Here is a 19,394-nt window from a genome sequence, read left to right as displayed (position 1 = left end):
GACATGACTGATCCACGCCTCGCCGATAACTCGGTTTTCCCCGATCCCGTTTACAAGGAAACAGTGCTGCGGCCGCTGTTTGACGGGGCCAAGAACCACCACGTCACCGGCTTTCGCGCCATTGATCGCGCGCATCTGGTGATGCTGGCCGAAACCGGCATTGTCGACGCCGACCAGGCCCGCGACATTGCCAAGGCGCTCGACAGCATCGACGCCGAAATCGATCCGGCGACGCTGGTCTATACCGGTGAGGTGGAAGACTTCTTCTTCCTCATCGAGAAGGAACTGAAAAAGCGCGTCGGCCCCGATCTGGGCGGGCGACTGCATACGGCCCGTTCGCGCAACGACATCGACCACACTTTGTTCAAGCTGGGCCTCAAGGAACGGCTGGACGTGCTGATCGGCAAGGCGCTGGCCCTGCACACGGCGTTGGTCGACGCCGCCGAGCGGGAGAAGGCAACGCTGATCGTGGCCTATACCCATGGCCAGCCGGCACAGCCGACGACCTTCGGCCACTATCTCGCTGCCATCATCGAAATGGTGGGTCGCGATATTGGTCGGTTGTTCGAGGCCTATCGGATTGTCGACCTGTCGCCGATGGGCGCGGCGGCGATCACCACTTCGGGCTTTCCCATCGACCGGGCCCGAGTGGCCGAGCTGCTAGGCTTTGCCGCGCCGCTGCAGAATTCCTATTCCTGCATTGCGGGGGTCGACTACATTACCAGCACCTATGCGGCGCTGGAACTGATGTTCCTCCATCTGGGCCGTCCGATCCAGGACTTCCAGGTGTGGACCAGCTTTGAGGTCGGCCAGATCTATGTGCCGAATGCCCTGGTGCAGATTTCCTCGATCATGCCGCAGAAGCGCAATCCGGTGCCGATCGAGCACCTGCGCCACCTCTCCAGCCAGACCTTTGGCCGGGCGCGGGCGATGCTCGACGTGATGCACAACACGCCATTCACCGACATGAATGACAGTGAGGGCGAAACCCAGGCCATGGGCTATCAGGCCTTCGACAGTGCCTATCGGGTGCTCGACCTGCTGGCAGCGCTGGTGGCGCAGATCCGCATCGATCCGGCGCGGGTGGCCAATAATATCCGCCGCTCCTGCATCACCATCACCGAGCTGGCTGACAGCTTGGTGCGGCGCGAAGGGCTCTCCTTCCGCGAGGGCCACGAGATTGCGGCGGCTGTCGCCAAGGCCGTGGTGGCTGAGGGTGGTGATCTGATGAGCGATGGTTATGCTCCGTTCAAGGCCGCTTTCGCGGCGGCGACCGGACGGGACAGTACGCTCGACGAAGCCACCTTCGCCGAACTGGTGTCGCCCGAATATTTCGTGGCCGTGCGCACCCGCTATGGCGGGCCGGCGCCCGAGCCGCTATCGGCGGCGATTGCCGGTTACCGGCAACAGGCGACCGAACTGGCCGCTACTCACACTATTTTGCTGCGCCGCCAGGCTGAGGCCGCGCAATTGCTCAAAGAGCGTTTCGACGCATTGAAGGGATCCGCCTGATGGCAAAAATCGAACTGCAGGGGCTGGTCAAGGAATACGGCAAAACCCGCGCCGTGCACGGCATTGACCTGACCATCGAGGATGGCGAGTTCGTGGTGTTTGTCGGCCCGTCGGGTTGCGGCAAGTCGACTACGCTGCGCATGATTGCCGGGCTGGAGGATATCTCCGGCGGCAAGCTGCTGATCGGCGATGAGGTGGTAAACCAGCGCGAGCCCAAGCAGCGCAATATCGCCATGGTGTTCCAGAACTACGCCATCTATCCGCATATGACGGTGGGCCAGAATATCGGCTTCGGGCTCTATACGTCGAAGCTCTCCAAGGCCGAAAAGCAGCAGCGGATCGAGGAAGCCGGCAAGACCCTGGGTCTGGAAAAGCTGCTGGATCGGCGCCCGGCGGCCCTGTCGGGCGGTCAGCGCCAGCGCGTCGCTATTGGCCGCGCCATGGTGCGCGACCCAGTGGCGTTCCTGTTCGACGAGCCGCTGTCCAATCTCGATGCGCAGCTGCGCGCCCAGATGCGCATGGAAATCAAGAGCCTGCATCGCCGGCTCGGCACCACCATCGTCTATGTGACGCATGACCAGATCGAAGCCATGACCATGGCCGACAGGATCGTGGTGATGAAGGATGGCCGGATTTTGCAGGTCGGTACGCCGACCGACCTTTATGAGCATCCCGCTGACGTGTTCACCGCCCGCTTCATCGGCAGCCCGTCGATGAATCTGGTGGCCGGGACCATGAGCGGTGGCGCGCTGGCAATTGACGGCGTGGCACTGTCGGGGCTGACCCTGCCGAGCCATGATGGCAAGGTGCTGGTGGGCGTGCGTCCGCATGATCTGACCGTTGGGTCGGAGACCGGCGCCGGGCTGTCGGCAACCGGCACGGTCGAGGCCGTCGAGCCGCTGGGGGCAGAGACCCTGGTCCACGTGCTGGTCGGCCAGACCCAGCTGATCGCCACGGCGCCGGGACGCGTCGTGCCGGAGATTGGCAGCAGCCTGACGGTGCATGCCGATCCGGGCTCGCTCTATCTGTTCGACGCCGAGAGCGAGAAGGCTCTGGGCCGCGCATGACGTCTTCCCGCATTGGGGCCAAGGCCGTACTCAGCCTTGGCCGGATTTACTGCGACCTGGTGTTTCGCGGTCTCGATGGCATGCCCCAATTGGGGCGCGAGCAGTTTGCCCAGGATTTTACCCTGACGCCGGGCGGCGGGGCGTTGATTTCGGCCGCGCATCTGGCAGCCATCGGGCGGCCGGCGGCGCTGTTGGCGCGGTTCGGTACCGATGACATGTCAACGCTGCTGGGCAAGCAGTTCGACGAGCTCAATATCGATCTGCAGTTTCTGGATCGGCACGAAACGGCCGGCCCACAGCTGACCGTGGTGATGGTCAATGGCGAGGACCGGGCGTTCCTGTCGCGCCGGGCCGGCCATGCACGACCGGCGACGTTTGAGGCGGCGCTGGCCTGGCCCGAAGCGGCGCATCTGCACATTGCCGAATATGCCACTTTGCATGAAATGCGTGATGCCATCAGCGCCGCCAAGGCGCAGGGGCTGACGGTTTCGCTCGACCCGAGCTGGGATGATGAGCTGATCGCCGACCCGCAGTTTTTCGAGCATGCGGCGGGGGCGGATCTGTTCCTGCCCAATCTGGAAGAAGCCCGGGCGCTGACCGGCTGCGAGGATTCGCATGCGGCGCTGGAGCAGTTGCGGCAGCATTTCCCGGTGGTGGCGCTCAAGCGGGGTGGCGACGGTGCGCTGCTGGCCATGGATGGCGCGGTGCTGGAACTGGCGACACCGGTCGTCGAGGTGGTGGACACCACCGGCGCGGGCGATGCGTTCAATGCCGGCTTTATCGACGCCTGGCTCGATGGCCGTAGCCCGACCGATTGCCTGGCGGCGGCGATTGCCCGCGGTTCGCGCTCGGTGCAGGCCGCCGGGGGAACCGGCAGCCTTTAGTCTGTCAGTGCTGCCAGATAACGAGGCCGGCGGCGGATGCCATCATCACGCCGGCGGTCTTGTTAAGACGGCCAAGGGCTTTCGGGCTCTTGAACATTTCGCGCGCCGCCGAGGCGAGCCAAGCATAGCCGCAGCCGATGATCAGCAGCACGACAATCACGATGGCGGTCAGCTCGGTAAAGGCCAGCAGGTTCATCTGGTCGAGTGGCACCACGGTGGGCAGGATCGCCAGATAGAAGACGATGGTCTTGGGATTGCCCATGGTCAGCGAGAAGCCGGCGAAAAAGGTCTTCCAGCCATCCTCATTCTTGGGCTTCATCTGCTCGGCGCCGGGGCGCGAGGTCCAGAATTTATAGGCGATATAGAGCAGGTAAGCGGCGCCGGCCCAGCGCACGATGACGAAGACCGGCCCGAACCAGGTGGCGATGGCCGCCAGCCCGAACACGGCAAAAACGAAATAGGCCAAATCGCCGACCAGAATGCCCAGCACCATCGGAAAAGCGCCCTTGAAGCCGCCGCCCAAAGCGCGAGCAACAACGGCTGCGACGCCGGGGCCGGGGACCAGCACCGCAATGGCGTAAGCGACGGTGAAGGTGAGGAGGGTGAACAGGTCCATGATCGGGTCTCGGGTTGGGTGGCGGACATTACGCTTGGGTGGGGCGGTTGCCAATGGCTCCTGTGGCCCGCCACCGTGGGTGGGGACCTATTTCAGCATGCTCCCAGGGTGGATCAGGGCAGGCGTGCTAGCCTTTCGATCAGCAGGTCATAAAACCCATCGGCATTGCCGTTGCGGAGGTAGTTGACGTTCCGGGCCTTGTCGGTGACGTGCCAATAGTCGGTGACGGTCATGCCGACCGTGAGGTCGCTGCCGGTTTCGATGGTGACATTGCACTGGCGGCCCTCGAACAGCTCGGGGCGGAGCAGCCAGGCGATGACGGTGGGGTCATGCAGCGGCGCGCCGGACCAGCCGTATTTCTTGAGGTCGAAGGTTTCGGAGAAAGTCAGCATGGCGTGAACGGCCGCGCCGGACGCGTTGCCGAGGCCGAGAATGGCGGCGAGGCGGTCGGGGGTCGACTGGATCTGGTGGGTCACATCGAGCGGCAGCATGGTGATCGGCGCGCCGCAGCGGAGCACGATATCGGCGGCTTCGGGATCGACATAGATGTTGAATTCGGCGGCGGGGGTGATGTTCCCCACCTCAAAATAGGCGCCGCCCATCATGACGATTTCGGCGATGCGCTCGGCGATGGCCGGCTGCTTGATCAGCGCCATGGCGATATTGGTCAGCGGCCCCAGCGTGCACAGGGTGATCGTGCCGGGTTCGGCCGCCATCAGCGTGTCGATGATGTAGTCGACGCCGTGCTGGGCCTGCAGCGGGATGGTGGGCTCGGGCAGGTTGGGACCATCGAGGCCGGTTTCGCCATGCACATGCTCGGCGGTCACCAACTGGCGGCGGATCGGGCGGGCACAGCCGGCATAGACCGGGATGTCGCGACGGCCGGACAGTTCGACTACCTTGCGGGCGTTATTGGCATTGTGGTGCAGGCCCACATTGCCCGCGACGGCGACAATGCCAAGCACCTCCAGCTCTTCTGGCGAGGCCAGGGCCAGCAGGATGGCAACGGCATCGTCCTGGCCGGGGTCGGTATCGATAATGATCTTGCGGGGCATGCAGCAACCTTGCCGAGAAGTGTAATCCGGCCAGCACCCTAGCGAGTGCCGGGTTGCTGGTCGACACCTTCAGGCCGGATTTCTCCAAGGAACATTTGTAGTCAGACGACGTTACCGATTGGCGACGGACCTGGCTGCGAAGCCGTGTGCCTTTCCCGTCAAGCCGATGTTTTCTGGCTTGACGGGGAGCGCCAAGGGGCAAAAAAATTGCGCAGACCAAGGTGCGGAGACGATCGTGGCAGGTGAAGTGATCGGACATGCGGCTGAGGCTGCGGCGCATGGGGTCGATCTGGTTCCGATTGTCGCCCTGTTGGGCGCGGCGGTGATTGCGGTACCGCTGTTCAAACGGCTGGGGCTTGGCTCGGTGCTGGGCTATCTGGCGGCCGGGGTAGTGCTGGGGCCTTCGGGCATCGCGCTGATCCATGAGCCCGAAGCGGTGCTGACCACGGCCGAACTCGGCGTGGTCATGTTCCTGTTCATTATCGGGCTGGAAATGGAGCCAGCCAAGCTGTGGGCGCTGCGCAAGCAGATTTTCGGCCTGGGCGCGATCCAGGTGGCGGTCTGTGGCGCGCTGCTGACCGGAGTGGGGATGCTGCTGGGGTTCGCGCCGGTGGTGGCCTTCATTTTTGGCATGGGCTTTGTGCTCACCTCCACCGCTATTGTCATGCAAATCCTGGGCGAGCGCGGCGAATTGGCGACGCCGCATGGGCAGAAGATGGTGTCCATCCTGCTGCTGGAAGATCTGGCGATCGTGCCGCTGCTGGCCATTGTCGCGATTTTGGCGCCGTCGGGTGAGGATGAAAGCCTGGTGGCCAGGCTTGCCGGTTTTGGCGTCGCCATTGGCGCCGTGCTGCTGCTGATCTTCCTGGGCCGGCGCATCATGAACCCGTTCTTTGCCGCCTTGGCCTCGACCAAGTTGCGTGAGGTGATGACGGCGGCGGCATTGCTGGTGGTGCTGGGGGCGGCGCTGCTGTTTCAGGTCAGCGGGCTGTCGATGGCGATGGGGGCGTTTCTGGCCGGAGTGCTGCTCTCGACCTCAACCTTTCGCCATCAGCTTGAGGCTGATGTCGAACCGTTTCGCGGCATCCTGCTCGGGCTGTTCTTCCTGGCCGTGGGCATGTCGTTGGACCTGGCGGTAGCGGGGCAGCACTGGCAGATCATCGCCATCAGCGTCGTCTGCTACATGCTGGTCAAGGCGGGTGCCATTTATGGCATCGCCCGCTTGCTCAAATCGAGCCATGGGGAGGCGCTGGAGCGCGCCGTGCTGATGGGGCAGGGCGGCGAATTCGCCTTCGTGCTGTATACCACGGCGGTCGCGGCGGGCATTATCGACGGGCCGACCAATGCCATCTTCACCGCCACGGTGATCGTCTCGATGGTGCTGACGCCGTTCTTCGTCGCGGGACTGCGTTTCGTCATGCCCAAGCAAGCTGAACCATCGATGGATGGGGTGGAAACGGCGGATGGTCTTTCGGCGAAAATCCTGCTGATCGGCTTTGGACGTTTCGGCCAGATCGCCAGCCAGCCCTTGCTGGCGATGCGGCATTCGGTGTCGATCATCGACAACGACACCGAGATGATCCGCGCCGCGGCCCAGATCGGCTTCAAGGTGTATTATGGCGATGGCACCCGCCTCGATATTCTGCGGGCGGCCGGTGCGGCACGGGCCGACATCATCCTGATCTGCACCGACAAGAAGGAACAGACGACGCGGATCGCCGAATTGCTGCGCGACGAGTTCCCGCTAGCCAAGGTGATGGCGCGGGCCTTCGATCGTGGCCACGCCTTTGAGCTGATCAAGGCCGGGGTGGACTACCAGCTGCGCGAACTCTTCGAGACGGCGCTGGTGTTTGGCGGCGAAGTCATCCAGCGGCTCGGTGCGACGGAGACGGAAGCCGCCGAGGTCATCGAGGGGGTGCGCGAGCGCGACCGGCAACGCTTCGAACTGCAAATGTCCGGCGAGGACTGGATGGTGGGGCGGCGGCTATTGCTCAGCAATGCCGAGGAACAGGCGCGCGAGGGCGGCGTTGCCGTGGATGCAGAGGCCGTCGAAGACGAGGTCAACAAGATCATTCAGCCCGCACCGCCGGCCTAGCAGGTCGTCGCGGCAATACCACGCCGTCGCGCATAGGGGGCTTTCGCCTGCACAAATTAAGTGCAAGACTAAAGTCTCTAGAGGGGAATACATCGTTATGAAATCTGGATTGCGATATGCCGCAACAGCCGATCGTTTACGACGCCCCTACGCCGGAACCCCGCGCGACTAATGTTGAGGCCATTCAGGCCGAGATTCTCGAAAGACTGATCTATTCGGTCGGCAAGGACCCGATTGTTGCGCGGCCACATGACTGGCTGGCGGCGACAATTCTGGCCGTGCGCGACCGGGTGATGGATCGCTGGATGGAGTCATCCCGCGAAACCTGGCGCACCTCGCACAAGCGCGTCTATTATCTCAGCCTAGAATTCCTCATTGGCCGGCTGATGCGGGATGCGATGAGCAATGTGGGGCTGCTCGAGCCGGTGCGTGACGCGCTCAAAAATCTCAATGTCGATCTGGGCGATTTGATCAACCTTGAGCCCGATGCGGCGCTGGGCAATGGCGGCCTGGGCCGGCTGGCGGCGTGTTTCCTTGAATCCATGTCGACGGTGAAAATCCCGGCCTATGGCTATGGCATTCGCTATGTGCACGGCTTGTTCCGCCAGGAAATGAGCGAGGGCTGGCAGGTCGAACTGCCCGAGGAATGGCTGGCGCACGGCAATCCATGGGAATTCGAGCGGCGCGAAAGCGCCTATGAGGTCGGCTTTGGCGGGCATGTCGAGCCGGTGACCGATCCCGACGGGACCATTCGGCAGGAATGGCAACCCAATGACCACGTGCTGGCGGTTGCCTATGACACGCCGATCGTCGGCTGGCGCGGGGCGCGGGTGAACACCTTGCGGCTGTGGAGCGCGCAGCCGATCGACCCCATTCTGCTCGACAAATTCAACTCCGGCGACCATATCGGCGCGCTGGAAGAAAGCTCGCGGGCTGAAGCCATCACCCGCGTGCTCTATCCGGCGGATTCGACGGCGGCGGGCCAGGAATTGCGGCTGCGGCAGGAGTTCTTCTTCTCGTCGGCGTCGCTGCAGGACATCGTGCGGCGACACCTCCAGCAATATGGCGTGCTGACCTCGCTGCCCGACAAGGTGGCCATCCAGCTCAACGATACCCATCCGGCTATTTCCATCGCCGAGCTGATGCGCATTCTGGTCGATGATAACGGGATCAAATGGGCCGATGCTTGGGTGCTGACCCGGGGCACGTTCGGCTACACCAATCACACGCTGCTGCCCGAAGCGCTGGAAAGCTGGCCGGTGGCGCTGCTGGAGCGGATGCTGCCGCGCCACATGCAGATCATCTACCAGATCAATGCCGATGTGCTGGCCGATGCGCGCAACCGGGCCAAGTTCACCGATGCGCAAATAGCCAATGTGTCGCTGATCGATGAGAATGGCGGCCGGCGCGTGCGCATGGGGCAGCTGGCCTTTGTCGGCTCGCACTCGATCAATGGCGTGTCGGCGCTGCATACCGAACTGATGAAGCAGACGGTGTTTTCCGACCTGCACCGGCTTTATCCGGACCGCATCAACAACAAGACCAATGGCATCACGCCACGCCGTTGGCTGATGCAGTGCAATCCCGCGCTGACCAAATTGATCAGCGAGCGCATCGGACCTGGCTTTCTCGACAATATCGAGCTGCTGCACGGGCTGGACGCGCATGCCGACGATCCAAGCTTCCAGGGGCAGTTTGCCGCGGTAAAGCTGGCCAACAAGCAGAGACTGGCGCGGCTGATCAAGGACCGGCTGGGGATCACGGTGTCGGCTGACGCCATGTTCGACGTGCAGATCAAGCGCATCCACGAATATAAGCGCCAATTGCTCAATATCATCCAAGCCGTTGCGCTATATGATGAAATTCGCACGCATCCGGAACGGGACTGGGCGCCGCGCGTTAAGATCTTTGCGGGCAAGGCGGCTCCGGGCTACTGGAACGCCAAGCTCATCATCAAACTGATCAATGACGTCGCCAAGGTCATCAACAATGACCCGGCGGTGCGCGGCCTGCTCAAGGTGGTGTTCCTGCCCAATTACAATGTGAGCCTGGCCGAAGTCATCGTGCCGGCCGCCGATCTCAGCGAGCAGATTTCGACGGCGGGCATGGAAGCGTCGGGCACCGGCAACATGAAGTTCATGGCCAATGGCGCCCTCACCATCGGCACGATGGATGGTGCCAATGTGGAAATGCACAAGGAAGTGGGGGCGGACAATATCGTGATTTTCGGCCTGACCACCGAGGAGGTGAACGAGAAGCGCGCCAGTGGCGAGTTGCCGCGTGCCGCCATTGATGGTTCGTCCCGGCTCAAGGAAGTGCTGGAGTCTATTGCCTCGGGTGTGTTCTCGCCAGACGATCCAAACCGGTATCGTGACCTGATCGGCGGGCTTTATGAGCATGACTGGTTTATGGTGGCCCGGGACTTCGATGCCTATGCTGCGGCCCAAGCCCAGGTCGATGCGATCTGGGCCGACAAGCGGCGCTGGAACGCCATGGCGATCCGCAATACGGCGCGGGTCGGCTTCTTTTCGTCCGACCGGACGATCAGGCAATATGCGCAGGACATCTGGAATGTCCCAGTGCCGCCGGCATGATGATGAGCCAGGGAGGCAAACAGCGAACAAGTCTGGGCGTGGCGTGGATTGAGGGTTCAGGCGAGTCAAATTCGCCGTTGGGGGAGCGTGTGTGTGACTAAGGAAGACTGGCAAGCCGATTCACGGGAAGTCGAAGCGATCGTCGGCGGTCGTCATTCCAACCCGTTCGCGTTTCTGGGCCTGCACGAGGTCGGCGGGCAGTGGGTGCTGAGGGCCTTCGTGCCGCATGCCGAACTGCTGACCGCCTATGGTCTGGACGATACCGAACTCGGTACGTTGATCCCGCGTCATGCCGCCGGCTTTTTCGAGGGCAAGATCAGCATCGATAAGCGCCAGCCAATCCGCTATCGCGCCAAAAATGCAGGCGGGGAATGGGACGTCTATGATCCCTATTCCTTCGGGCCGGTGCTGGGGCCGATGGACGATTATTACATTGGCGAAGGCAGCCATTTGCGGCTGTTCGACAAGCTCGGCGCGCACGAAATGGAATTCGAGGGCATCCATGGCACGCATTTTGCGGTCTGGGCGCCCAATGCGCAGCGCGTCAGTGTGGTCGGGTTGTTCAATGAATGGGATGGGCGACGCCATCCGATGCGCAAGCGCACCGAGACCGGCATCTGGGAGGTGTTCATCCCGGTGCTGGGTACGGGAACGCTGTATAAATACGAGATCGTTGGACCGGACGGGGTGATACTGCCGCTCAAGGCCGATCCGTTTGGCCGGCAGGCCGAGCTGCGGCCGCGCACTGCCTCGATTGTGCCCGATCCGACGCCATTTCCGTGGACCGACGACAAATATCTCGAAGAGCGCGCCAAGCGCGATTGGCGCCGCACGCCGATGTCGGTTTATGAGGTGCATCTGGGCAGCTGGCGGCGGCGGCCGGATGGTGGCTTCCTGACGTATGACCAGTTGGCCGAGCAGTTGGTGCCCTATGCGGCCGACATGGGCTACACCCATATCGAGTTGCTGCCGATCACCGAGCATCCTTTTGATCCGAGCTGGGGCTATCAGCCGGTCGGGCTCTATGCACCGACCTCGCGGCATGGCGATCCGGCGGGTTTTGCGCGCTTCGTCAATGCGGCGCATGAGGCGGGGCTCGGGATCATTCTCGATTGGGTGCCGGCGCATTTCCCGACCGACGCGCATGGGCTGGCCAATTTCGACGGCACGGCACTGTATGAGCATGCCGATCCGCGTCAGGGTTACCACCCCGACTGGAACACGGCGATCTACAATTTCGGCCGCAAGGAAGTGGTCGGCTTCCTGGTCAATAATGCGCTGTATTGGCTGGAGAAATTCCATATCGACGGGCTACGCGTCGATGCCGTGGCGTCGATGCTCTATCTCGACTACTCGCGCCAGCCGGGCGAGTGGGTGCCCAACAAATTCGGCGGCAACCACAATCTGGAAGCGGTGGAGTTTCTGCGCCGGGTGAATTCGGAAGCCTATCGGCTGCATCCGGGCACTTTCATGATTGCCGAGGAATCCACCTCCTGGCCCGGCGTCAGCCACCCCGCTTATACCGGCGGGCTGGGCTTTGGGTTCAAGTGGAACATGGGCTTCATGAACGACACTTTGCGCTACATGAGCCGCGAGGCGGTGCATCGCAAGTTCCACCATAACGACATGACCTTTGGCACGGTCTATGCCTTCAGCGAGAATTTCCTGCTGCCGCTGAGCCACGACGAAGTGGTGCATGGCAAGGGCTCGCTGCTGGAGAAGATGCCAGGCGATGACTGGCAGAAATTCGCCAATCTACGGGCCTATCTCGCCTATATGTGGGGCCATCCGGGCAAGAAGCTGTTGTTCATGGGCCAGGAATTCGCCCAGCGCGACGAATGGGATGAGAACAAGGCGCTCGATTGGTATCTGCTCGAATCCGGCACCCATGAGGGCATGCGGCGGCTGATCGCCGATCTCAATCTCGCCTATCGGCAATTGCCGGCGCTGCATGAGCGCGATTGCGAGCCGGATGGGTTTGAATGGGTGATCGGCAATGACCACACCAATTCGGTATTTGCCTGGCTGCGCAAGGCGCCGGGGCATGATCCGGTGCTGGTGATCTCCAACTTCACCCCGGTGCCGCGGACCGGCTACAAAATTCCCATGCCGCAGGCCGGCAAATGGGTGGAGCGCATCAATACCGATGCGGGCTGGTATGCCGGGTCCAACAGCGGCAACCAGGGGGCGGTTGATGCCTATGCAGTGGAGGGCAGGCACTGGCCGGCGGAGGCAGAGCTTTATCTGCCGCCATTATCGACATTATTCCTGAAATTTGAGCCGGCCTGAGCCGGGTAGAAAGCGATACGTCCCGGCAAACGGGCAGTAGTGGAGGGTTAGAAAATGGCAGACTACAGAGTACCATCGCCGCTGGCCCGCGAGGCCATGGCCTATGTGCTGGCCGGTGGGCGCGGCACGCGTCTGATGGAATTGACCGACCGGCGCGCCAAGCCGGCGGTGTATTTCGGCGGCAAGTCCCGCATCATCGACTTTGCGCTCTCCAACGCCATCAATTCAGGCATCCGCCGCATTTCGGTGGCGACGCAATATCAGGCGCATAGCCTGATCCGCCATCTGTCGCGCGGCTGGAATTTCCTGCGCACCGAGCGTAACGAGAGCTTCGACGTGCTGCCGGCCAGCCAGCGAGTGCGCGAGGACATGTGGTATGCCGGCACCGCCGACGCCGTGTACCAGAACATGGACATTATCGAGGATTCGGGCGCGCGCTATATCGTCATCCTGGCGGGCGACCACATCTACAAGATGGACTATGAAATCATGCTGCGCCAGCATGTGGACACCGGGGCCGACGTGACCATCGGGTGTCTCGAAGTGCCGCGCATGGAGGCCGCCGGCTTTGGCGTGATGCATGTCGACGGGCGCGACCGGGTGGTCGATTTCGTCGAAAAGCCTGCCGACCCGCCGGGGATTCCCGATAAGCCGGACATGGCGCTGGCCAGCATGGGCATCTATGTGTTTGAGACGCGCTTCCTGATGGAGCAGTTGCGCCGCGACGCCGCCACCGAAGGCTCCAGCCGCGATTTCGGCAAGGATGTGATCCCCTATATCGTCAAGAACGGCACCGCCTGGGCGCATCGCTTCCCGCGCTCCTGCGTCCGCTCCAGCAATGAAGAGGTGAGCTATTGGCGCGATGTGGGCACCATCGATGCCTATTGGAAGGCGTCGATCGACCTGACCGATATCAAGCCACAGCTCGACCTCTATGACCGTGACTGGCCGATCTGGACCTATGCCGAGATCACCCCGCCGGCCAAATTCGTGCATGACTTTGACGGTCGGCGCGGCTCGGCGGTCAACTCGCTGGTGTCAGGCGATTGCATCATTTCGGGCGGCCATTTGCAGCGCACACTGCTGTCGACCGGCTCGCGCGTGCACTCCTATTCGGTGCTCGACGAAGCGGTGGTGCTGCCCTATTGCGACGTCGGGCGAAATGCGCGGCTGAAAAAGGTGGTGATTGACCGTGGCGTCAACATCCCCGAAGGGCTGGTGGTGGGCGAAGATCCCGAATTCGACGCCAAGTGGTTCCGCCGCAGCGATGAAGGGGTGACGCTGATCACCCAGGCAATGATCAATAAATATCTGGCTGGGCGATGATTGAAGTTCTCTCGGTAGCGTCCGAGGTCTATCCGCTGATCAAAACCGGGGGGCTCGCCGATGTGGCGGGCGCCCTTCCGGGCGCATTGGCCGGGCATGGCGTCGCCATGCGGACGCTGGTGCCCGGTTATCCGTCGGTGATGGCCAAGCTCAGTGGCGGCCGGGTGGTCAAGGACCTACCCGATGTGTTCGGTGTACCGGCCAAGCTGATCGCGGCGCGGGTGGAGGGGCTGGACGTCATCGTTATCGATGCGCCGATCCTCTATGACCGGCCGGGTAATCCCTATGTCAGCCCTGACGGCTGGGACTGGCCGGACAACTGGAAGCGCTTCGCGGCGCTGAGCTGGGTGGCGGCCGAATTGGGCATGGGGCTGGTCGAGGGCTACAATCCTCATGTGATCCACTGCCACGACTGGCAGGCGGGGCTGGCGCCGGCCTATATCAAGTTCGGGCCGAACAGCACCGTCAAGACGGTGATGACCATCCACAATATCGCCTTCAAGGGCTCGTTTGGCCGGGAGATTTTCGGCCAGCTGCGCCTGCCGCCGCATGCTTTCGATGTGGGTGGCGTCGAATATTATGGCGGCGTGTCCTACCTCAAGGGCGGCATGGAATGTGCCGATTACGTCACCACGGTCAGCCCCAATTATGCCGACGAAGTCCGTACGCCGGAATTCGGCATGGGGTTGGAAGGGCTGCTCAATGGGCGGGCCGATACCGTGGTGGGCATTCTCAACGGCATCGACACCGAGGCGTGGAATCCGAGCAAGGACCCGGCGCTGGTGCAGACCTATTCGGCCAACACCACCCAGCATCGCCGCGCCAACAAGCTGGCCGTGGCGGAGCGTTTTGGGCTCGATGGAGTGGACGGGCCACTGTTCTGCGTGGTCAGCCGGCTGACCGACCAGAAGGGTATGGATCTACTGCTGCACACGGTGGATGGTCTGGTGGGACTCGGCGCCCGGCTCGCCGTGCTGGGCTCGGGCGACGCGTCGCTTGAAGAAGGCTTCCGCCATATGTGGCAGCGCCATCCGGGCAAGGTGGGCCTGGTCACCGGCTATGACGAAAATCTGAGCCATCTGATGCAGGGCGGCTGTGACGCTATCCTCATTCCGTCGCGCTTTGAGCCCTGTGGGCTGACCCAGCTTTATGGGCTGCGCTATGGTTGCGTGCCGGTGGTGAGCCGCATTGGCGGGTTGGCCGATACAGTGATCGATGCCAATCCGGCGGCGATTGCGGCCGAGGTGGCGACGGGCGTCAAATTTGACGCCGGCAGCGCCCATGCGCTCTATGAGGCGCTGCGCCGTACCGTGCGCCTCTATAATGACGACAAACTTTGGAAGAAAATCCAGCGGCGGGGAATGAAGACGGATGTCTCCTGGGCGACAAGCGCCGCGCGCTACGCCGATCTCTACGCCACTATTACCGGGTTGAGCACCAATGACGATCCTGACCATTAAAACCACGCCCTTTGCCGACCAGAAGCCGGGAACCTCGGGCCTGCGCAAGCGGGTCACGGTGTTTGCCCAGCCCCATTATGCCGAGAATTTCGTGCAGTCGATCTTTGACAGCCTGGACGGGATCGCCGGCCAGACGCTGGTGATTGGCGGCGACGGGCGCTTCTACAATGATGTCGCCATCCAGAAGGCGATCCGCATCGCGGCGGCCAACGGCTTCGGCAAGGTGCTGGTCGGGCAGAACGGGCTGCTGTCGACCCCGGCGGCCAGCCATGTCATTCGCCATCACAAGGCCTTTGGCGGGCTGGTGTTGTCGGCGAGCCATAATCCGGGCGGGCCGGATGGCGATTTCGGCATCAAATACAATATCGGCAATGGCGGACCGGCGCCGGAAAAGATCACCGACGCGATTTATGCGCGCAGCAAGGTGATCGACCGCTATCTGACCAATGATGCGCCCGACGTGGCTTTGGACCAGATCGGCACGCAGCGTTCAGGCGACATGGTGGTCGAGGTGATCGATCCGGTGGCTGATTATGCGGCGCTGATGCAGACGCTGTTCGATTTCGACGCCATCCGCGCGCTGTTCGCCTCGGGCTTCCGCATGACCTTCGACGCCATGCATGCGATTACCGGCCCCTATGGCCACGCCATTCTCGAAGGCCTGCTTGGTGCGCCCAAGGGGACGGTGATCAACGGCACGCCGTCGCCCACTTTTGGCAACGGGCATCCCGATCCGAACCTAGTCTATTGCAAGGAAATGCATGATCTGCTGATGACGCCGGAGGGGCCTGATTTCGGCGCGGCCTCGGATGGCGATGGGGATCGCAATCTGATCATTGGCAAGAACCGCTTCGTTACGCCCTCGGACTCGCTGGCCATTCTGGCGGCCAATGCGCATCTGGCGCCGGGCTACAAAGATGGCATTGCCGGCATTGCCCGCTCGATGCCGACCAGTGCGGCGGCAGACCGGGTGGCGGAAAAGCTCGGCATCGAAATGCATGAAACGCCAACGGGTTGGAAGTTTTTCGGCAATCTGCTGGATGCCGGAAGGGTGACCATTTGCGGCGAGGAAAGCGCCGGCACCGGCTCGAACCATGTGCGCGAGAAGGACGGTCTTTGGGCCGTGCTGCTGTGGCTCAACATCATCGCGGTCCGCAAGCAGAGCGTCGATCAGATCGTGCGCGAGCACTGGGCGAGTTATGGGCGCAACTACTATACGCGTCACGATTATGAAGAGGTCGATGCCGCAATCGCTGGCAAGCTTGTCGATGATTTGCGTGCAGAATTGCCCAAGCTTTCTGGCAGAATTCTTGCAGAAGACTTGCAAGTTGCTTACGCTGACGACTTCACCTACCACGATCCGGTCGACGGTTCGACCAGTGCCAGACAGGGCATCAGGATCGGCTTTACTGACGGCAGTCGCATCGTTGTGCGGCTGAGCGGAACCGGTACGGTCGGCGCCACGTTGCGGCTCTATCTGGAGCGCTATGAGGCCGCCGATGGACGACACGATCTCGAGACGCAAACTGCCCTGGAGCCGCTCATCGCGTTGGTCGATCAGCTCACGGGGATCAAGCAGCGCACTGGCCGGCGGGAACCCAGCGTCATCACCTAGGGCCGTACATGATTTGACCAGGGTCACCTCATCGGCCCTAACCTTTTGTTGTCGCAAGGTTATTTGCGAACACCTTGCTTTAGCATCGGAACACCAATGAAACCCATGATTGTCCCCAATGGGGGCAGTATTGAGCACCTCGGCGCCACCCTCACCGAGGGCGGCGTCAATTTTGCTGTGTACTCGGAAAGCGCCACCACGATCTGGGTGTCGATCTATGACGAGCAGGACGAGGAAACCGACCGCTTCGAGCTCGATGTGCATCAGGACCATATCTGGGCCGGGCTGGTCTCGGGGCTGACGGCGGGCACGCGCTATGGGTTGCGCGCCGATGGGCCCTATGATCCCGATCAGGGCTATTTCTTTGATCCGATGAAGCTGCTGGTCGATCCCTATGCCAAACGGCTGGATCGGGTGTTCGTGCGGTCGCCGCGGCTGCGGCTGGATCGCAGCGAGGCCGTCGACACCGCGCCGCTGATCCCCAAGGCCATCGTGATCAGCAATACCGGCGAGACTATTCTGCCGCGCAAGAAGGCGCCGGGCCTGTTCTATGAAATGAACGTGCGCGGCTACACCATGCGCCATCCCAGTGTGCAGGGGCCGCTACGCGGCACCATTGCCGGGCTGACCACGCAGCGGGTGATCGATCATCTGAAATATATCGGCGTCGACACGCTGCAATTGATGCCGACGGCAGCGTGGATCGATGAGGGGCACCTGCCGGTGCTCGGGCTGACCAATGCCTGGGGCTATAATCCGGTGGCCTATTCAGCCATCGACCCAAGGCTGGCGCCGCGTGGGCCGCAGGAATTGCGGAACATGACCGATCTCTACCGCAAGAACGGCATCTCGGTGATCCTCGACGTGGTCTATAACCACACCGGCGAAAGCGACGCCAATGGGCCGATGCTGAGCCTGATGGGGCTCGACGCCAAGACCTATTACCGGTTCGTGGAAGTCGACGGCAAACAGCATCTGGTCAACGACACCGGCACCGGCAACACGCTGCGCTGCGACCATCCGGCCACGCAACGGCTGGTGATCGACTCGCTGCGTTACTGGGTCGAGGAAATGGGCGTCTCGGGCTTCCGCTTCGATCTGGCCACCATTCTGGGCCGCGATCCCGGCTTCGACCCCAATGCGGTGATGCTGCAGAAGATCAAGGCCGACCCGGTGCTGAGCAAGGCCATTCTGGTGGCCGAGCCCTGGGATCCGGGTCCGGGCGGCTATGCGCTCGGCCAGTTCGGCAAGGAATTCAAGGAGCACAACGACACTTATCGCGACGAAGTGCGAGAGTTCTGGCGCGGTGAGGACGGCAAGATCGGCGCCTTGGCCGGCAAGGTCGCTGGCTCGGCCGAAATCTTCAATTTCTCCGGCCGCAAGCCCAGCCATGGCGTCAATATGCTGGCGGTGCATGACGGGTTCACCCTGCGCGATCTGGTGAGCTATCACGACAAGCATAACGGGGCGAATGGCGAGAACAATAATGACGGCCACAACCACAATGCCTCGTGGAATTGTGGGGCCGAGGGCGAGACCGACGACGAGACCATTCAGGCCGCCCGAAAGCGCGACGTGCGAGCGCTGCTGGCGACGCTGTTCCTGTCGCGCGGCGTGCCGCTGCTGCAGCAGGGCGACGAGATGTTCCGCACCCAGCAGGGCAACAACAATGCCTATGCGCAGGACAATGAAATCACCTGGCTGGACTGGGAAAACGGCGATGGCGAGCTGGTCGACTTCGTCGCCGCGATGAACCGGTTCCGCAAGGCGCATCCCGCGTTGACGCATGACCATTTCCTCTCCGGGCAGGAGAAGAACGGCGTGCGTGACGTGGTCTGGCTGCACCCGGATGGCCGCGAGATGAATGAAGGCGACTGGGGCGACTCCAGCGCTTCGGTGCTGGGCATGCAGCTGCGGCACAAGGATGACGAGGTGCTGGTGTGGTTTAACCGGCGCGCCGAACCGGTGGTGGCGCATTTGCCCGAGGGCGGATGGAGCGTCGGCATTCTCTCCGACAGTCTGGCCACGGTGCCGATCGCCGACAATATCGCGACGCTGACGCCGCGCTCGGTGGTGGCGCTGGTGCGCGGTTAGTCGACGGCAACCATGCCAAGACGCTGATAGAGTGCAATGGCGGGCGCGTTGCCCGCCATGACTTGACCAGATTTGCGCAGGCGGATCACGTCAGTCAGTTCGGCACCTGTCCAAGATTACATTCCGGACATGATTTGAAACATTCCACAATCCTTGCGATTGCCCAAATCATGCCGCGACAATTCCCAAGATCAAGCCCAAAATTGCCTTGGGTGGAGCGCCTGATGCTAGCGTCGACGCGATGTCACGCCGATGACCGCTCGCAGAATCCTGCGGCCTGATCTCGCAATCCATGGAGTTCAAAATGAAACCGATGCGCTCAGTATCGGCGGCAGTGCTGCTCGCTGCCATTCTCGCTATTCCCGGCACTGCGGCCTTCGCCGCGACCACGCCGGCGCCCGCCGCGGCCAAGGTGACCATGGGGGTCAAGACTGAGCTGGTGCCGGTAGGCAATCTGGTCGACATGATCGGTAGCTGGACGGCCGGCGATCTGGCCTTCCTCGACAAGGCGACCAGCATCAAGACCTTCGACACCAAGACGCTCTATCCGGCAACTGAACAGGCCCAGATTGCCAGTGCCGAGGCCGCCAAGTCGGTTCAGCTCGGTAAGTTCCGTGATGCCATTCGCGCCGACGGGGCGCTCAATGGCTGGTTCACTGCCAACCATATCGACGTCAACCGCGTGGTGGCGGTGGCCGACCCGAAGGGCAACCCGGAGATTTTCCTCTATTAGGCGCAGCCCGTCGCCTCGAACTGGACCAGTGCCGAATCCGCAAGGGTTCGGCGC

Annotated in this window: 13 protein-coding genes; 11 read left to right on the top strand and 2 right to left on the bottom strand. The window is 62.3% G+C overall.

Translation table 11 applies throughout. The annotated features are described in order from the left end of the window. Window positions 1-3: 3 nt before the first annotated feature. Genes argH through ACX3OZ_RS03365 form a run of 3 tightly spaced genes read left to right on the top strand, consistent with a single transcriptional unit; the run spans window position 4 to window position 3,463 of the window. Window positions 4-1,512 (top strand): argininosuccinate lyase, encoded by a 1,509-nt coding sequence (argH, locus tag ACX3OZ_RS03375; RefSeq protein WP_459094844.1) that lies wholly within the window; start codon window positions 4-6, stop codon window positions 1,510-1,512. Then, window positions 1,512-2,579 carry an ABC transporter ATP-binding protein gene (locus tag ACX3OZ_RS03370; protein WP_459094845.1) on the top strand — a complete coding sequence of 356 codons (1,068 nt, stop codon included), beginning with the start codon at window positions 1,512-1,514 and terminating at the stop codon, window positions 2,577-2,579. Before argH ends, ACX3OZ_RS03370 begins: the two co-directional genes overlap by 1 nt. After that, the gene (locus ACX3OZ_RS03365) at window positions 2,576-3,463 is read left to right on the top strand and encodes a carbohydrate kinase family protein (RefSeq protein WP_459094846.1); all 888 of its coding nucleotides are present in this window, start codon (window positions 2,576-2,578) and stop codon (window positions 3,461-3,463) included. Before ACX3OZ_RS03370 ends, ACX3OZ_RS03365 begins: the two co-directional genes overlap by 4 nt. A 4-nt stretch (window positions 3,464-3,467) precedes the next feature. Here the strand turns inward: ACX3OZ_RS03365 and ACX3OZ_RS03360 are convergent, their stop codons facing one another. Both ACX3OZ_RS03360 and ACX3OZ_RS03355 read right to left on the bottom strand, forming a co-directional pair. Continuing rightward, window positions 3,468-4,079: a LysE family translocator gene (locus tag ACX3OZ_RS03360; RefSeq protein WP_459094847.1), complete on the bottom strand. Its 612-nt coding sequence runs from the start codon at window positions 4,077-4,079 to the stop codon at window positions 3,468-3,470. A 113-nt stretch (window positions 4,080-4,192) separates the two neighbouring features. Continuing rightward, on the bottom strand, window positions 4,193-5,134 hold the full coding sequence (locus tag ACX3OZ_RS03355; RefSeq protein ID WP_459094848.1) for a nucleoside hydrolase: 942 nt from the start codon (window positions 5,132-5,134) through the stop codon (window positions 4,193-4,195). A gap of 235 nt (window positions 5,135-5,369) precedes the next feature. Between ACX3OZ_RS03355 and ACX3OZ_RS03350 the strand changes: the two genes are divergently transcribed. From ACX3OZ_RS03350 to ACX3OZ_RS03315, 8 genes are all read left to right on the top strand, one after another. Beyond that, window positions 5,370-7,229: a monovalent cation:proton antiporter-2 (CPA2) family protein gene (locus tag ACX3OZ_RS03350; protein ID WP_459094849.1), complete on the top strand. Its 1,860-nt coding sequence runs from the start codon at window positions 5,370-5,372 to the stop codon at window positions 7,227-7,229. Window positions 7,230-7,345: 116 nt separating this feature from the next. Next, the gene (locus tag ACX3OZ_RS03345; RefSeq protein WP_459103819.1) at window positions 7,346-9,823 is read left to right on the top strand and encodes a glycogen/starch/alpha-glucan phosphorylase; all 2,478 of its coding nucleotides are present in this window, start codon (window positions 7,346-7,348) and stop codon (window positions 9,821-9,823) included. Between the two features lie 87 nt (window positions 9,824-9,910). Further along, window positions 9,911-12,112 carry a 1,4-alpha-glucan branching protein GlgB gene (glgB, locus tag ACX3OZ_RS03340; protein WP_459103818.1) on the top strand — a complete coding sequence of 734 codons (2,202 nt, stop codon included), beginning with the start codon at window positions 9,911-9,913 and terminating at the stop codon, window positions 12,110-12,112. A gap of 54 nt (window positions 12,113-12,166) precedes the next feature. Next, the gene (gene glgC / locus ACX3OZ_RS03335; RefSeq protein WP_459094852.1) at window positions 12,167-13,438 is read left to right on the top strand and encodes a glucose-1-phosphate adenylyltransferase; all 1,272 of its coding nucleotides are present in this window, start codon (window positions 12,167-12,169) and stop codon (window positions 13,436-13,438) included. Then, the gene (gene glgA, locus ACX3OZ_RS03330) at window positions 13,438-14,898 is read left to right on the top strand and encodes a glycogen synthase GlgA (protein WP_459095459.1); all 1,461 of its coding nucleotides are present in this window, start codon (window positions 13,438-13,440) and stop codon (window positions 14,896-14,898) included. Before glgC ends, glgA begins: the two co-directional genes overlap by 1 nt. After that, window positions 14,879-16,513 carry an alpha-D-glucose phosphate-specific phosphoglucomutase gene (locus ACX3OZ_RS03325; protein WP_459094853.1) on the top strand — a complete coding sequence of 545 codons (1,635 nt, stop codon included), beginning with the start codon at window positions 14,879-14,881 and terminating at the stop codon, window positions 16,511-16,513. The genes glgA and ACX3OZ_RS03325 overlap by 20 nt, the downstream gene beginning before the upstream one ends. A 96-nt stretch (window positions 16,514-16,609) precedes the next feature. Beyond that, entirely contained in the window at window positions 16,610-18,607 is a 1,998-nt protein-coding gene (glgX, locus tag ACX3OZ_RS03320) for a glycogen debranching protein GlgX (protein ID WP_459103817.1), read from the top strand. A gap of 304 nt (window positions 18,608-18,911) precedes the next feature. Continuing rightward, on the top strand, window positions 18,912-19,340 hold the full coding sequence (locus ACX3OZ_RS03315) for a hypothetical protein (RefSeq protein ID WP_459094855.1): 429 nt from the start codon (window positions 18,912-18,914) through the stop codon (window positions 19,338-19,340). The last annotated feature ends 54 nt before the right edge of the window (window positions 19,341-19,394 follow it).

The organism is Devosia sp. A369 (assembly GCF_054489345.1).
Note: the sequence above shows the minus strand (reverse complement) of the source record. Positions and strands in the feature narration are given on the sequence as shown.

Bases quoted from the DNA above. Each gene is read 5' to 3' on its own strand.
- argH (WP_459094844.1), top strand. From the start codon at position 4: ATGACTGATCCACGCCTCGCCGATAACTCGGTTTTCCCCGATCCCGTT.
- ACX3OZ_RS03370 (WP_459094845.1), top strand. From the start codon at position 1,512: ATGGCAAAAATCGAACTGCAGGGGCTGGTCAAGGAATACGGCAAAACC.
- ACX3OZ_RS03365 (WP_459094846.1), top strand. From the start codon at position 2,576: ATGACGTCTTCCCGCATTGGGGCCAAGGCCGTACTCAGCCTTGGCCGG.
- ACX3OZ_RS03360 (WP_459094847.1), bottom strand. From the start codon at position 4,079: ATGGACCTGTTCACCCTCCTCACCTTCACCGTCGCTTACGCCATTGCG.
- ACX3OZ_RS03355 (WP_459094848.1), bottom strand. From the start codon at position 5,134: ATGCCCCGCAAGATCATTATCGATACCGACCCCGGCCAGGACGATGCC.
- ACX3OZ_RS03345 (WP_459103819.1), top strand. From the start codon at position 7,346: ATGCCGCAACAGCCGATCGTTTACGACGCCCCTACGCCGGAACCCCGC.
- glgC (WP_459094852.1), top strand. From the start codon at position 12,167: ATGGCAGACTACAGAGTACCATCGCCGCTGGCCCGCGAGGCCATGGCC.
- ACX3OZ_RS03325 (WP_459094853.1), top strand. From the start codon at position 14,879: ATGACGATCCTGACCATTAAAACCACGCCCTTTGCCGACCAGAAGCCG.
- glgX (WP_459103817.1), top strand. From the start codon at position 16,610: ATGAAACCCATGATTGTCCCCAATGGGGGCAGTATTGAGCACCTCGGC.
- ACX3OZ_RS03315 (WP_459094855.1), top strand. From the start codon at position 18,912: ATGAAACCGATGCGCTCAGTATCGGCGGCAGTGCTGCTCGCTGCCATT.